The organism is Gardnerella piotii (assembly GCF_003397585.1).
Classification (GTDB): domain Bacteria; phylum Actinomycetota; class Actinomycetes; order Actinomycetales; family Bifidobacteriaceae; genus Bifidobacterium; species Bifidobacterium piotii.
Map to the genome: position 1 here is coordinate 19,101 of NZ_QJUV01000002.1, position 15,209 is coordinate 34,309.

The 15,209-nt window shown below is 44.9% G+C and carries 9 protein-coding genes and 1 pseudogene; 3 read left to right on the plus strand and 7 right to left on the minus strand.

Translation table 11 applies throughout. The features are described 5' to 3' along the window. Positions 1 to 251 precede the first annotated feature (251 nt). On the minus strand, positions 252 to 1,271 hold the full coding sequence (locus D0T20_RS06045) for a LacI family DNA-binding transcriptional regulator (RefSeq protein ID WP_116438760.1): 1,020 nt from the start codon (positions 1,269 to 1,271) through the stop codon (positions 252 to 254). A gap of 344 nt (positions 1,272 to 1,615) precedes the next feature. On the opposite strand from D0T20_RS06045, the gene D0T20_RS06055 reads away from it, so the two are divergent. From D0T20_RS06055 to D0T20_RS06065, 3 genes are all read left to right on the plus strand, one after another. After that, a complete protein-coding gene (locus D0T20_RS06055; protein ID WP_004131357.1) occupies positions 1,616 to 2,470 on the plus strand; it encodes a carbohydrate ABC transporter permease in 855 nt (284 codons plus the stop codon). Continuing rightward, positions 2,467 to 3,300: a carbohydrate ABC transporter permease gene (locus D0T20_RS06060; protein ID WP_016636339.1), complete on the plus strand. Its 834-nt coding sequence runs from the start codon at positions 2,467 to 2,469 to the stop codon at positions 3,298 to 3,300. Before D0T20_RS06055 ends, D0T20_RS06060 begins: the two co-directional genes overlap by 4 nt. Positions 3,301 to 3,461: 161 nt before the next feature. Next, on the plus strand, positions 3,462 to 4,076 hold the full coding sequence (locus D0T20_RS06065; RefSeq protein ID WP_116438762.1) for a DUF624 domain-containing protein: 615 nt from the start codon (positions 3,462 to 3,464) through the stop codon (positions 4,074 to 4,076). 220 nt (positions 4,077 to 4,296) lie between these two features. Here the strand turns inward: D0T20_RS06065 and malQ are convergent, their stop codons facing one another. The 6 genes and pseudogenes from malQ to D0T20_RS06095 all read right to left on the minus strand — a co-directional run bounded on the left by malQ (position 4,297) and on the right by D0T20_RS06095 (position 14,669). Next, a complete protein-coding gene (gene malQ, locus D0T20_RS06070; protein ID WP_116438763.1) occupies positions 4,297 to 6,558 on the minus strand; it encodes a 4-alpha-glucanotransferase in 2,262 nt (753 codons plus the stop codon). 288 nt (positions 6,559 to 6,846) lie between these two features. Next, positions 6,847 to 8,425, minus strand: a pseudogene (locus tag D0T20_RS06520) (hypothetical protein). A gap of 424 nt (positions 8,426 to 8,849) precedes the next feature. Beyond that, positions 8,850 to 10,847, minus strand: coding sequence for a type I pullulanase (gene pulA, locus D0T20_RS06080; protein ID WP_116438764.1), 1,998 nt, complete (start codon positions 10,845 to 10,847; stop codon positions 8,850 to 8,852). A gap of 113 nt (positions 10,848 to 10,960) precedes the next feature. Beyond that, positions 10,961 to 11,896 carry a sugar ABC transporter permease gene (locus D0T20_RS06085; protein ID WP_162862731.1) on the minus strand — a complete coding sequence of 312 codons (936 nt, stop codon included), beginning with the start codon at positions 11,894 to 11,896 and terminating at the stop codon, positions 10,961 to 10,963. Next, positions 11,893 to 13,290 (minus strand): carbohydrate ABC transporter permease, encoded by a 1,398-nt coding sequence (locus D0T20_RS06090; protein ID WP_060785716.1) that lies wholly within the window; start codon positions 13,288 to 13,290, stop codon positions 11,893 to 11,895. The genes D0T20_RS06085 and D0T20_RS06090 overlap by 4 nt, the downstream gene beginning before the upstream one ends. Before the next feature lie 149 nt (positions 13,291 to 13,439). Next, on the minus strand, positions 13,440 to 14,669 hold the full coding sequence (locus D0T20_RS06095) for an extracellular solute-binding protein (RefSeq protein WP_116438765.1): 1,230 nt from the start codon (positions 14,667 to 14,669) through the stop codon (positions 13,440 to 13,442). Between the last annotated feature and the right edge of the window lie 540 nt (positions 14,670 to 15,209).

A 15,209-nucleotide genomic window follows, 5' to 3' on the forward strand; every position in this document is an offset into this window, starting at 1 on the left:
GGATTATTAAATTCATAATTTAATATATGTCATTTTTGTAATTGCATTAGCACAGTGCATTAGTGGCAAGTAAAAGAGCTTCAAGCCTAATGGTTTGAGGCTCTTTTTGTTTTGAGAATTATCTTAGTAGGGTATGTTTGAGTGGGATATGTTTGAGTGGGATATGTTTGAGTGGGATATGCTTGATATATCGCTTTGTTGTAAGAATGACCTTAGTTTAAGACAAGAATGACTTTAGTCTAAGAATGACCTTAATTGTTTTCAAGCTGACTTGTGCTCGATCTAACTATAAGCTGTGCTGGAATGGTAATATATTTGCATTCTTCGCTTAAATAATCGCCATTAATCAGAGACAAAGTTATTTTTGCTGCGTCTGCTGCCATTTCTGCAGGGTCTTGGCGAATAGTCGTAAGCCCTGTTTCTCTAGCGTAAAAACTATCGTCAAAACCAATAATCGAAACGTCTCCAGCTGTGCTGTATCCGCTTCTAGAAAGCTGAAACATAAGCGGAATTGCTATGCCGTCTTCTTGGCAGGCAATCGCCGTAGGAACATTTACGTTACTTAAAAGCGAAGAGACGATTGAGCTTATTCTGTCTAATCCTTCGGGGGCAACGATTTCTGTAGGCGTAATGCCGTTGATTTTGCATTCGTCAATAAAAGAGTGGTAGCGCTGCAAAACGCTAAAATGCAGTGAGATATCGCGGTTTGTGCGAATGTAGGCAATGTTTTTGTGCCCTAGTCCAATAAGATGACGTGCCATAAGTCGCGCGCCTTGATCGTCGTCTATATTAATCGTTGCGTCAAAATCGCAATCCATAGGATTCAAACAGTTTATACCTAAGACTGGCACGCCTGTGGCCTTTAGAGAAGCAACTTCCGACTTGTTTACGTCGAAGGAGCAAACGACTACAGCGTCTGCGTTTCGGCGAGTTGGCAGCATGCTAAAGAACTCTGCGCGCTCTTGGCTGCTGGATATTTGGAAGATTGAAAGGTCGTAGCCTGCGGGGTGAAGAACTTGATTTAGGCCTTGTATAATCGACGCGCTAAACCATAGCCGAATGCTGTCGCTAAGAAGAAGTGCAACTCTTAGTGTTTTGCCAGATTTTAGTGCTGCTGCGGATCTAGATATTGAAAAGTTTAGTTTTTCGGCAATAGCTAATACTTTGTTGCGCGTTGCTGCGGAAACCAAGTCTGGGCGCGTAAAAGATCTAGAAACAGTAGATACAGATACATGCGCCTGATCGGCCACGTCTTGAATATTAGCTGGCATTTGAACTCCTTTATTCGCGCAGCAAAATGTTTACTCAATATCTTCATTAATATTGTTGAAACATATACAACGCTAGTATATGAGCAGTGTTGCATATGAGAATTTTCACGTGCTTATTTGCGCTCATTACACAAACGTTTGCAATACGAACAATAATAGCAGGTTTTGCCGTAAAATCGCCAAAAATAGGGATTTTTTTCACATTTGATTTTTGCCTTCTTAAGTTGCGACATGCAAAAAATGACAACGTTTGACATTGTGGTTGCATGTAGTAAGATAAAAGTATTGGTTCGAGCGCGGCCGCTCGTACAGGCGCGTACTCAAGGAGGAGAAAGTGACGAATCATGATTAATATGAGTGGAAAAGCAATACGCAAATGGTGGGCGTTATTCGCGCTACCAACGTTTGCTGCATTTGTAATTGGCTTTTTAGTGCCATTTGTAATGGGCGTGTATCTTAGCTTTACTAAGTTCCACACTGTTACTGACGGAAAGTTTGTTGGAATCCGCAATTATCGCAAGGCTTTGCGAGACCCGCACTTCCTTCATTCGCTAGTATTTACAACAGCTTTTACGGTTGTAACAACAATTGTTATTAATGTTATTGCATTCGCAATTGCTTACATGCTTACAAAAAAGTTCAAAGGCTCCAACCTATTCCGTACGGTATTCTTTATGCCGAATTTGATTGGTGGCATTGTTCTGGGCTACGTTTGGCAGGTAGTGCTTAATGGCATCTTGGGCTATTTTGGCCGTGCTATTACGTATTCTGCAACGTACGGATTCTGGGGCATGGTTCTTTTGATATGCTGGCAGCAAATCGGCTACATGATGATTATTTACATTGCTGGCTTACAAGCGCTTCCAGGAGACGTTATTGAGGCAGCTGCCGTTGATGGCGCAAGCCCAACGCAGACGCTGTTTAAGATTACAATCCCGCTTATGATGCCTTCTATTACGGTTTGCACGTTCTTAACGGTTACAAACGGATTCAAGCTATTCGATCAGAACTTGGCGTTGACTAATGGTGCTCCTTCCAGAAAGTCGGAGATGCTTGCATTGAACATCTTCAACACATTCTATGGAAGACTCAATGGTGAAGGTGTTGGTCAGGCTAAGGCAGTCATATTCTTCATTATTGTGGCTGTAATTGCTTTGATTCAGAACAGGTTGACAACGTCTAAGGAGGTGGCAGCATGAACGAGAAGACTAAGCATCCTGTGCTTTGGACCACGCTTTTTGCTGTAGTGAGTTTGCTGTGGATTTTCCCAATCGCGTTAGTGTTTATGAACTCCTTTAAGTCAAAGGTGTATATTGCTAGCGAGCCATTTTCACTTACTCCAAAGTCGTTTATTGGTTTTGATAACTACGTTCTTGGCATTAATCGCACGAATTTGTTGATGAGCTTCTGGTGGACAATTGTTGTAACAGTTGGCGCTGTGGCTTTGATTCTGCTTTGCACTTCTATGTGCGCTTGGTGGATTGTGCGAGTTAACAATTGGGCTGCAAAGCTGCTTTACGTGTTGTTCTTGTTCAACATGATTGTGCCATTCCAAATGGTTATGTTCACTCTTTCCAACATCACTACAAAGCTTGGATTGAATACCCCTTGGGGCTTGTGGATTATCTACCTTGGCTTTGGCGCAGGCTTGGCTGTGTTTATTTTCACGGGCGTTGTAAAGGGCATTCCTCAAGAGTTGGAAGAGTCTGCAATGATTGACGGCGCTTCTGTGCCGCGCATATTCTTCCAGATTATTGTTCCTATTATGAGGCCTGCAATTATATCCGTTTCTATCTTGCAAACAATGTGGATTTGGAACGACTTCCTTCTTCCATACCTCACTTTGGATTTGAACAAGTACAAGACGGTTTCTATTGCAGTTCAATATTTGAAGGGCGGATATGGCTCTGTTGAAATGGGTGCAATGATGGGCTGCCTGGTTATGGCAATTGTTCCAATAATAGTCTTCTACCTAATCTGCCAGAAGTACATAATTAAAGGTGTTATGGCAGGTGCGGTAAAGGGCTGAGGTTTTTTCTCCTTCGAATCTCGGCATGCATGATGGTGGTTGCAAGTGTTTGCAGCCACCATCATTTGTGTTTAAGCGTATCTTTGTGTTTAAGCGTATCTTATAGTGTATTGTTATTTTAGATTTGTTTAAGTTTGCTTAATTAGGTGGGAGTAGTTGTAATGATCTCTTTTGGAAGCCCTGATTCTAAGTTCGCTCAAGGAATGGAATCGTTTGCAGATGCGGTCTGGCTCACTGTTCTAATGATTATTACCAGCATTCCGCTTGTAACGGTTGGAGCGTCTATTACGGCCGCTCACGAGACAGCTAGACGGATTGAGCGTGGCGAGGCGCACACAACAGCAATCTACTTTAAGTCGTTTAAGAATAATTTTGTTAAGGCAACTATTATTTGGCTTATTTTAGGGCCACTTTTAGTTGTAATTATATGGTCTTGGATTTTTTTGCAACTTACTCCGCTTTTAATAATAAAGTTTGCGATTAGCATATTGTGGATTCTGGTTGCGCAGTGGGTGTTTGCATTGCAAGCGCGATTTGAAAACTCGATTGGCAGAACTCTTATTAATTCGCTGATTTTTGGCGTTAGCTACGCTAGCACAACGCTTATGATGTTTTTGCTTGATTGCGTGTTCTTTGCGCTCGTATACCTTTCTCTAAGGTATTTTTTGCAAGGATTACCGCTGTTGATTTTGCTTGGGTGGGGGTCTTTGATTATGCTTCACACGCCGCTTTTGGAGCGCGTGTTTGCTAAGTACGTTGCGGCTAATACGCAGTGAGGCGAACATCGCCATAGATGCTCGCCTCACTTAGGACATCAAAAACATAGCGCGTAAGCCGTGTCTACAGGCGACCTACGCGCTATGCGAGAGAGAAAGAAGTTACTACATGAGTAACAATCAATATTTATTATACTCTTAATTCAAGTGTTTGCAAGTATTTTCAACCTTTCTTTTTACATTTTTTGGTGGTAATTTTACAGTTATTTGCGCTTATTGGTTAATTTTTTTCGCCTCGCATAATCGCGGCCATATTGAGTACGCGCTGAGACTTAAAAACGTCGCCTGTGTGAACAACGTTTCCATCTTTATCTGCAAGAGGAATACGCCAATTTGGATACTCCGTACTGGTTCCAGGCTGATTTTGCGAACGCTTTTCGCCAACTGCGTCAACAAGTGCCACTTGCAAAAGCAAAGATGGGGAAGTGCGCATAATCGCGTGCATAGCTTCTACAATCTCTTGCACATGGCCTTCTACGTTTTCGGCAGCATCCTTGCTAATCCATCCGCCATCAAAAAGCATCTTCATCATGGCGTCTCGCTCCGCACTAGCAGCCTTTTGGAAGCTTTCTACAGAATCGGTAAGAAGGTGCAGCTCTTCGCGAATCTTAACATGCTCAAACGCAAGATAGCCTGCTGTAGGAGGCATGTCGTGAGTAGTAACAGATGCCAAAGCGTATTCGCGGTATGTAGAAGGATTTGCAAATATGATTTCCTTCTTTCCAGCCTTTTTAGCCGCTTTTTCGGCCTCATCATTATGCGTAAACCATTCAACAACAGTTCCAAGAATGCCATGCGAAGCAAGCACCTTGGAAACGTACGCTGGAACAGTGCCAAGGTCTTCGCCAATCACCAATCCGCCTGCGCGAGTGGCTTCAATACTAAGAACTGCAAGCATTGCGTCCACATTGTAGTAAACGTAAGCGCCGTTCTTTGCGCCCTGGCCTTGCGGAATCCACCACAAGCGGAAAAGCCCAAGAACGTGGTCAATGCGAACTGCGCCAGCGTGCAAGAACACGTTGTGAACCATGTCTCGGTAGGCAATGTAGCCAGTCTCGTCTAAGTAATTAGGATCAAATGGCGGCTGGCCCCAATCCTGACCCTGCTGGTTGTAGAAGTCTGGTGGCGCGCCAACACTAACGCCGTTAGCAAAGCGCTCTGGGCTCCACCACACGTCTGCGCCGTATCCGTGCACGCCAACAGCCATGTCTTGCATAAGTCCAATCGCCATTCCTGCAGCCTTAGCTTCGGCGTGAGCAGCAGCAACTTGTTCATCTGCAATCCATTGCAGCCAGCGGTGGAACTCAAGCAAATCAGCATGATCTCGTCTAAGCATGTCTATTTGAGGAGTGCCTTTGCCAGTTGTATCAAACCAAAGATTATCTCCCCAAGGAGCGCCCCAAACTTCAAAAGCTACGCACCAAGTAGCAAAAGCGTCTAAGTCTTCTCCAGAGCGCGCCTTAAAGTCTGCGAAATCCTGCTCGCGCTCGGCGCTTCTAGGCTGCTTAAAAATAATCTTTAAGGCTGGAAGTTTTGCGTTCCACGCGGCGTTAATGTCCATTGGATTTGGATTGTTATTAAGCGCTTCCACGCCCTCGTGCAAAATCTCCACCTCTTTGCGCTGGCTATCGCTAAGCTGCGCGTACTCTGGAATATCTTGCGGACGAATGTATGTAACGTTTAAGAACCTGCGCGATTCTGGCAAGTACGGCGAAGGCTCCAAAGGTGCCACTGGCGCGCATGCGTGAATCGGGTTTATAAGCATAAAGTCTGCTTTTCCAATGTTTCCTGCGTCTTTAAGCAGTCTGCGCAAATCGCCATAATCGCCAACTCCCCAAGATTCCTTTGAGCGCACGGAATAAAGCTGAGTCATGTATCCCCAACGATGCCGTTCTTGAACGCTTTGCGGAAGTGGTATTTTTGCTGGCGCGCAAATCAAAGTTGATTGCGCATGAGCAATGGTTTTGCCATTTTTATCTTCGACTTTTGCAAGAAGAGTGTGGTAGCCCATTGGCAAGTCTTGCGGAAGTTCAAGAGTTAATCCGTCTTCTTCGCTTGTTTCAAAGTTGTTAAGAGGCTCTTCGTATTCCGACCCATCTTCTAGCGTAAGCGTTATATGTATTTTTTCTGGGCTGCTTGTGGCTTCTTCAGCATGAATAGGAACAATCGTTTTTGCGCCAATAAAGCACACCACGGTTGGTGGCAGCAGCTCGCTATCGCGCTTTTCTTGAACGCGTTTTAGTGAGTTTTCAATGTTTTCGCTTGTGGTTGCAGGGTAGCCCAGCGCGTCTAGAACGCCTACAAGCGCTTCGTCCGTAATTTCCGTATAGTCGCCTAGTTGGTCTATGTAGAAAGTTGCAACTCCGCATGCTTTTGCAAGTTTAACTAGTGGGCGAGCAAGCCTTTCTGCGCTTTCTTCTACGGGCACAGTCGTGGCAGCCTTTGTTTTGCCATTAGTTGTGCCATTGTCTGTTGTGCTCATGATGCTCCTTTGTTAATCGTGGCACATGTACGAGCATCGAATTGATTGCAAACGATGCTAAAGGGTGCGGTTCTCAACACATCACTGGATTGAGGCACGCTCTAGCTAACCATTATATTAAGTATTGATATCGTTTGCAATATTGGCGATTTTGGGGTGACTTATGTGACTTTAGGGTAATTTGTGTGACTTGAGTATGCAAAAACCGCAGAAAGCTAAATGCCAACTGCGGTTTTGTTATTTGCGATTATTTGCGATTATTCGCGCATGTTTGCTGCTAGTTGCTACTTACTTGCGACGGATTCGCATAAAGTGCCAACCAGCGCCGATTGCTGCGATTCCAGCAGTGATGCTGCCAGCAACAGCTGCGATTAGCGTTGTGTTGTTGCCAGCGGCGTGCTCACCGTTGTTTGCGCCAGATGCCTGAGCGCTCTTATCGCTGCTCTTGTCTTCGCTCTTGGAGTCTTCGTTCTTGGAGTCTTCGTTCTTGGAATCTTCGGATTCCTTCTGATTTTCATCTTTTGCGGAATCGTTAGATGTGTTCTTGGACTCTTCGCTCTTTGTTGCGGTTGCGGAGCTTGCTGCAGGAGCAGATGCAGGAGCTGCAGCAGATGCTGCAGCACGAGGCGTGCGTGCAGGAGTTTGTGCGGTTGCTTGCGACTTATCGGTAGCGTTTTCTACGAGTTCTTCTGCAGCTTTAGCTGTATTCGCAGGCTCCGTTTGGTTCGCTGGAGCAGCACTGTGCTTAGGGGCAGCCTGTGGAGCAGAAGGAGCTGCTTCCATAGAGCCTACACCTGGAACAACACTCAAATTGCCACCATTTTGCTTAGCGGTGCTTCCTGCAAAGTGTCCTTGAGCAGAGCTATCGCTATCCTTCACTTTGTTTTCTGGCTGCTTAGCCTGTGGTTTTTGGGCAGCTGGAGGCGCTGGAGGAGTAGGAGTGGTTTGTTTCTCTGGCTCTGCAGGAGCTTGATTCTTCTCTTGCTGCTGTGGCTCTGCTGGGGCAGGAGCTGGAGCGTTCTGCTGCTTTGCCTGTAGCGCCTTTTGGCCCTTTTCAAGAGAAGCTGTAAGTTTCTTTAAAGCACCATTTAGCTTAGTTTTTGCGACTTCAATAGCTGAGCTGCTTTTAATAATTGACTTGTCGGTTTCGTCAAAAAGAGGACCTGTATTATTTAGTCTGTTTTTGAAGCTTTCACTGTTTCCACTGTTTAGGTGCTCTAAAGACTTCTCTATTTCTTTTTTTAATCGCTTCTATTTCGCTTTTTAGTGCTTCGAATCTTTTCTTTGCTGCATCAAAGTCAGTTTCTACGCTTTTAATTTCTTTTTGAGCTTCTTTTACTTTAGCTTCAGCTTTATTTACGGCGTTTATAGCTGATTGAATTTTCTCTTTAGTATCATTTTCTGCATTATCAACTTCTGTTGAAGCTTTTTGGGATTCAGTGTCAGCAGCATTTGTATTTTGAGTTGCTGCTTCTAATTTTTTCTCAAACTCGGTTGTGATAATAGGATTTTTTTGAAGATTCGTAAATTTATCTATAATCTTTTGCAAATCTTTTTCTACTTGCTCGTCTGTAACAGAGTTGGAGTTTTCTTGATTAGCCACTTCTGCACCTTGCTGCGTCTTGCCAGTAGCAGCGCCAGTAGCGCCAGAATCGCCTTGCGGATCAACAGTAACAACTTTTACGCGGTCAAAGCCTTCGCTAGCTTGTGCAGCAGCAGAAACTGTAGCTGCGCTTGCGGTTTTCACATTTTGCGTCAAGGTTGTAGCCGTGTCGGCGGCGTTTGCTGCGTTTGCAATGCTTATGCTTCCAATAAGAGCCAAAGAGCTTGCTCCCAAAGAGATGGCGGCTGCAATCTTAGCGTTCATATTTACCTCATTCTTCAAATCATTTAGGTTTGGGGGGTGGGGATATTTGTTTAATTATCAAGTTGTAAGATCAAAGCGCTAACTGTTTATTAAGTTTTGCGTCTCTGTCTTGTTACTGAACTTTCTCCTCTCCACCATCGCGAATATACGCAAGGGGGGTATAAAGTCTAAAAATGATTCTAGCAGAACAGCAGGAATAATTCGCTCACTTTGGCAATTTATAAGGAACAATTAAGGAAATTACAAGGTTTTGCCTTGAAATATTAGTATTTGACTCAGTATTCGACTCAGTATTCGAAAATATAATATTCAACTATAATCCAAAAATAATCAAAAAATAATCCCGACTTTGTTTCCAAATCACAAGAATAGGGGAACAAAATCGGGATAAAATGCGATTCGAGCGCTAAAAAAACTCGAGCAATTAAGCGCGCTTGCGACTCAACACAACGAATGTACGCGGCGGAATATGAACGGCACGCGTATCGCCATTATCATCGCAAAGCATTGATGCGCGGCTGCCAGAAGCGCTACCAATCCATCTATCAAAGTACTCGCTGGAGTCCAGCACAAATCTCCATTCCTTGCCGCTTGCGCAAGGTTCAGGCAAATCAACCGTTGCGCGAGCATCCTTCATAGGATTAGCGCACACAATCAAGTCGCTTCCGATTTGCTCCGCAAGAATGGAATTATCGGATGCGTTAAGACGAGTGTGCTGTGCATCGTAGAAATCAGCGTTCTTAGCGCGAAGTTTTATAAGAGCGCTATACCAGTCTACAAGCGGCTGGAATCGCTTAGCTCTAGACCAATCAAGCTGGTTCATAATAACGCCGCGATTATAGGAATTATCGCAACCGTGCTTAGTGCGGCCAAACTCTTCGCCGCCAAGCATAAATGGCATTCCAGCGGAGCACAAAATTATGCCAGAGCTAAGAATATTAGCGCTGAAGATGTCTGCAACGCTGTTTGGATCGCTTGCGTCAAAATCGCCACTAGTTGCGTTTTCGCGCATGGAAATACACAGCTTATCCCACAAAGTCAAATCGTCGTGAGCAGAAACATACTGCACAATCTGGCCAACACTTTTACCAGCACAAGGCATACCACGCCAACCGTTAAACGCATTGCGCACAGGATCCGCAGTCCAAAACTCGTTGCCGTTTACATAGCCGCGGTCGTGATGATCCATAACATTGCCCTTAAGCGTGTCTCGAGACTCATCACTGAACCAGCCGATTCTAGAATCAAGGAAGCCGCGCCCAGCTTTATCTCCCATAGGGCAATCATCGGCTACAGCTGCAGCGCCCGCACCCCACGGCTCGCCATACATAAGAATATCTTTGCCGCCATCAAGCTTATCTAGTTCTGCGCGAATCATGTTCAACGTTTCCGCGTCCGTTAAGCCCATAAGGTCAAACCTAAAGCCATCCACGTGGTAGCAGCGCGCCCAATGCAAAATGGACTCAATCATAAAACGCCTAAACATTGGATGATCGGAAGCCATTTCGTTTCCGCAGCCCGATCCGTTTGCAAATCCGCCGTCATCCTTGCGCCTGCAAAAATAGCCAGGAGCAACGCTTTCAAACGCGTTCGACGCTGCTTCAAACATGTGATTATAAACAACATCCATCACTACGCGCATGCCATTCTTATGCAAAGCGCCAATCATCGCCTTGCACTCGCGGATTCTTGCCGTTCCGTCATATGGGTTGCTCGAATACGCGCCTTCTGGCACGTTGTACGCGTGCGGATCGTAGCCCCAATTGTAAAGCGAATCAACGCTTTTGCCATCTTCGCGTGCAGACGAAATCGCAACCTCATCCACAGTCGCAAAATCGTAGATTGGCATTAGTTGAACGTGAGTTACACCAAGTTTTTTAAGATAGTCGATTCCAGTAGGGAAATTGCTATCTGAATCTAAAGTTGTATGCGAATCTGTAAAAGCAAGATACTGACCGCGGTGTTCTGGCTTAAATCCGCCATTTGCATTGCTGCTAAAGTCTTCAACGTGCATTTCCCACACAACAGTTGCATGGCGCACAAATTCTGGCGATTTGTCTTTGTGCCACCCTGCAGGAGCCACGCGATCCTCGTCAATAACAAGGCTGCGTTCGCCATTTACGCCACTAGCCACGCCCCAAGGGTCGCTTGTGCGATTCACTTTTCCGTCTGCAAAAGTAACAAGAAAGTCGTAGTATACGCCATCTAGCCTTTGCAATATTGACGTTCTCCATGCTCCGTCGCGCAATGGCTTCAAATCGCGTGTTTTGAAAGGTTCACTGTTGTTTCCTGTTTCAAAAAGTCGCAGTGTTACGCACGATGCTGTTGGCGCCCAAAGCGTAAATGTGGTCGATTTTTCGTTAAGCGAGAATCCGAGCTGCCCCGAATAAACTGGCCATTGTGTTGAAGGTGGGAACGTCATGAATATATCCTTTTGTATTTTATTAAATTATTTAGCATAAAATACGAAGGCCGAAACGCTTTTAACGCTCGGCCCCCATATTTCACCAAACTCTACAATTAATGCAGAGCTTACTATCCCTTAACAGAGCCAGACATCGACTCTTCGTAGAATCGTTGCATAACAATGAACAGGATTGCGATTGGAATGGAAACGCACACAGCTCCAGCGGAGAATCGTGCGAACCAGTGATTAATGTATTCCTTTTGTAGCATTTGCCACAAGCCCACAGCAACAGTGTAGTTATCTGCAGTTCGAGCAATAGTCTTAACCAAAACGAAGTCAACCCATGGTCCCAAGAAGCTAGTAATAGCCTGGAACACAATCATAGGCTTGCATATTGGAAGAATAATCTTATAGAATACTTGCCAAGTTGTGCAGCCATCCAAGTAGGCGGCCTCGTCCAAAGACTTTGGAATCGTATCCATGTAGCCCTTCATAACGTAGAAGCCCATGCCGCTACCAGCAGAGTAGACGATAATCAAAGAGATTAAAACCACTCCGCCGTTTGTTAAGCCGAATGCCTTCAAGATGAAGTAGATAGCGATAACGGCCATGATGGATGGGAACATACCGAGGATTAATGCAATATTCATGAACGTCTTGCGTCCGCGGAAGCGTAAGCGAGACATGCAGAACGCCACTATGAGCACAAAGAACAGAGAGATAATGCACACGAAGATAGACACAATCAAAGTGTTTAAGAACATGCGTGGGAAATCAAATGTTTCGCGCTGAGTGAACAACTGAATATAGTTATTAAACGAGTACTCGGTAGGGAAGAACGTAGTCTGATATGGAGCAGTGTTCTTGTTGAAACTTTCCAAGAATATCCATGCGATTGGGGTGAGCCAAACAATAGACATAAGAATCAAGAACAAGTGTGCAACAACATCTCCGAATATGCGACGAACTCGTTGATCGCGCCAGAACGGAACGCTACGTACACTATGTACTACTTGCTCTTTTTTATTAGAAGTAGATTGCATAACTTTATCTTTATTACTCACCGGAATCCCTCCTCATTCTTGTAGGAGCCAGAGTTGCGATATGTAAGCAGTGCTACAACAGCGAGCACGATGAATGTCATAATGCCAATCACGGCGCCCATGCTGTAATCGCTCTTATCAACAGTCAACTTGTACAGCCAGGTGATAAGCAAATCAGTCTTACCTGCCGAAGATGTGAGCGACGATGGGTCGCCACCAGACAAGAGGTAAATAACGTTGAAGTTGTTAACATTGCCAGTGAACGTTGTAATCAAGTATGGTGTCATAACAAAGAAGATGTATGGCATAGTAACGTTCATAAAGCGCTGCCACCAGCTTGCACCATCAAGTTCTGCTGCTTCGTAAAGTTCTGCTGGAACGTTTTGCAAAATACCAGTGATTTGCATGATTGTGTAAGGAATACCAACCCAAAGGTTGATTATAATAACGGTAACCCTTGCCCAAGTAGCATCCTGGAAGAATGGCAGTGGGGAATGAATCCAACCCGAAGCAATGAGAAGACGGTTAATGGCGCCTTCGCGCTGAAGCATGCTGTGCATAACAAGCAAAGACACGAACTGTGGAACGGCAACTGTCAACGAGAAGCAGGTACGCCACAAGCCCTTAAATCGGGTTGTGCGTCTGTTGATAATCATTGCCATAAACATGCCGAAGAAGAAGTTAAGGAATGTAGCGAAGAAGGCCCAAACAAGGGTCCAAATCAACACATCCACAAAGACCTTAGCGTTAATCAAGCTGTTTGAGTTGCCAATATCAAAGAAGTTCTGTAAACCAACCCAGCTGAACAGTGGAACGTGATTGCTATCGTAGTTGGTAAATGCCATGGAAATCATAAAGAGTAATGGCAAAATCGTAAACAGAACAATGCCGATTGTTGGTAAAGTCATAAAACCAACATGCGCATTTTGATCGAGCAGAGACTTTAAATCTTCGTAGAAGTTAACAGGTTTTTTGCCTTTTGCAACGGCGCTTTGTGCCTTATACGAGCTACGCAAAGATAATGTAGCCAAGAAAATTAGTACGGCAATAGCAGCAAGAGACATAACGCAGTAAAGAAGAATTTCTACGGAGTTGTCGCCTTGGGTGTAGTGCCAGAAGCCGTTAATCTTAACCTTGCCAGCTTTATGAGTGCCTAAAGTTAGGATTTTTGGCAAGTATTCGACACCAGTGGTAGATAAGAAGGCGATTACAGCTATTTCAGTTACTAAGAAAATAACGCCTTTTGTAAACTGGCGTCGTACTAAATTACCGAAGCCGAAAATAATAAGAGAAACCCAAGAGAAGACATCAGCATTTTTTGCTGCTTCTTGCAATGAGTATGGAGACGGTGCAAAGCGTTCGGAAGTCGGCGTGCTCCGACGCTTGAATCGTTTCATGGATGCTGTGCCAGTCATGACATGCCCTTCCTATAAACAATGAGTGTGTTTTGAGGAGGAATAAAACGCCCCGCCCCTATTCACATTAGTGTGGGGAGCGGGGCATTTTACTTTTACGCAAGATTTGTATTACTTGCGTTTTTAGATATTTTTACTAGACGAGAAGCTTACTTCTTGAGGGCTTCGTCGAAGCTCTTCTGGAAGTCTGCAGTCTTTGCTGCAGCGTTGCTTTCGTTGATTTCCTTGTTAGCAAGAGCGGAACCGAAGTTCTTGGATGGATCCCAGTATGCGCTCATCTCAGGAATGTTTGGCTGAACAACAGAAGTCTTAGCAATGGTTTCCATCTGTGCGGTGGCGCCTGCATCATCCTTAACTACGTCAGCAAGGGACTTGTCGGAAGGAATTACGCTCTGAAGCTCGTAAGCCTTCTTCTGGGATTCCTTAGAACCAAGGAATGCAGCGAACTTAGCAGCCATCTCTGGAGCCTTGGAGTTAGGGTTGTAAGCAACAGCCTTGGAGCCAACGAAGGACTTCATCTGAAGCTCGCCTGCTTCGGTTGTGAACTTAGGCAAAGCTGCAGCGGCATAGTTGTCGCCCAAAGCCTTCTTAACATCTGCTTCATCCCAAGAGCCAGAGAAGTAAGCGTCAACAGTGCCATCCTTGATTCCAGCCAAGCCAGCGCCGTTTCCATCCATTACAAAGTTCTTGTTCTGAATGAACTTGGTGATGTACTTGGTAACAGCAGCTGCCTTATCGCCAAGCTTGATTCCAGCCTTGGCATCCATGCCGCTATCGCCGAAGAACTTGAGGTTTCCATCCAGGTAGAAGCCAGCGAGGTACCAGCCGCCACCAATGTCGAATGCAACCTTGCCCTTTTCGAGCATCTTGTCGAGGGACTTAACGTCATCCTTAGAGAACTTGGACTTGTTGTAGTACATGAACCAAGTGTTGCTGGTGTATGGAACGCCATACATCTTGCCATCTTGAGCAGTAACGGACTTAATCAAAGCGTCCTCGTTCTGCTCCTTAACCTGCTTTACAGCGTCATCGCTCAACTCGCCGATTGCGCCAGCCTTTACCAATTCACCAATCTGATCGTTAGGGAACAGGTAAACATCTGCAGCGGCCTTAGCGTCCTGCTTTACTGTTGTTGCTGCATCTGGAGGGGCAACTACAGAATTCTTAAAAGTAACTTCTGGGTGATCCTTTTGGAAGGCTTTCTCCATTGTCTGAATCCAGCCGCCAGCTTTTTGATCTTCGGAAGCAGACCATACAGTGAGCTTTACTGGGTTCGACTTGCTGCTGGAGCCAGCGTTGGTGCTAGAACCGCATGCAGAAAATCCAAACATAGTGGCGATTGCGAGGCCTGCGCCCAGCACTTTCTTCATATTCGTCATCCTTGACCTCCTATATCATGCCAGCTTGGCATGTCCTTTGGTGGCATAGTAACAAATTTCATGTGGCGCAACTTCGACGTTTTGCTGCGTTTTTGCAGCGTCACATTTGTTGTTGAAATCTGTTTATAAGCAATGTGTAGTATACACGTATATATTGTAGTTGGCAAATCATGTTGCGCGCTATTAGAAAAATTTCCGATAAAGCTGATTGTTGTTGATAAAAAGTCGTATTTTATTCTGTAAATCAGTAAATTTATCGGAATTTTATTTTGACTGCGCTCCAACCTGCCTTCGCGCTTGTAGCGTAGCGCGCGAAGGCAATTTGGAGCGCTGAGCTTGCTCAAAGTTGAAAGCACAGTGTGCTTTCAACGCAAGCGAAGACGTTCGCGCGCTTAGACCGCGCGGGCGATTTGCGCGTTTGTTTACGTTTTTGCTCAAAATGGGAACAAATGCGGGAAAGTGAATAGTAAAATAGGATTAGACAAGATAAGTCAAGTCAAGTCAAAATAAAAGAGATAAGATAAGTCAAAATAAAAGACG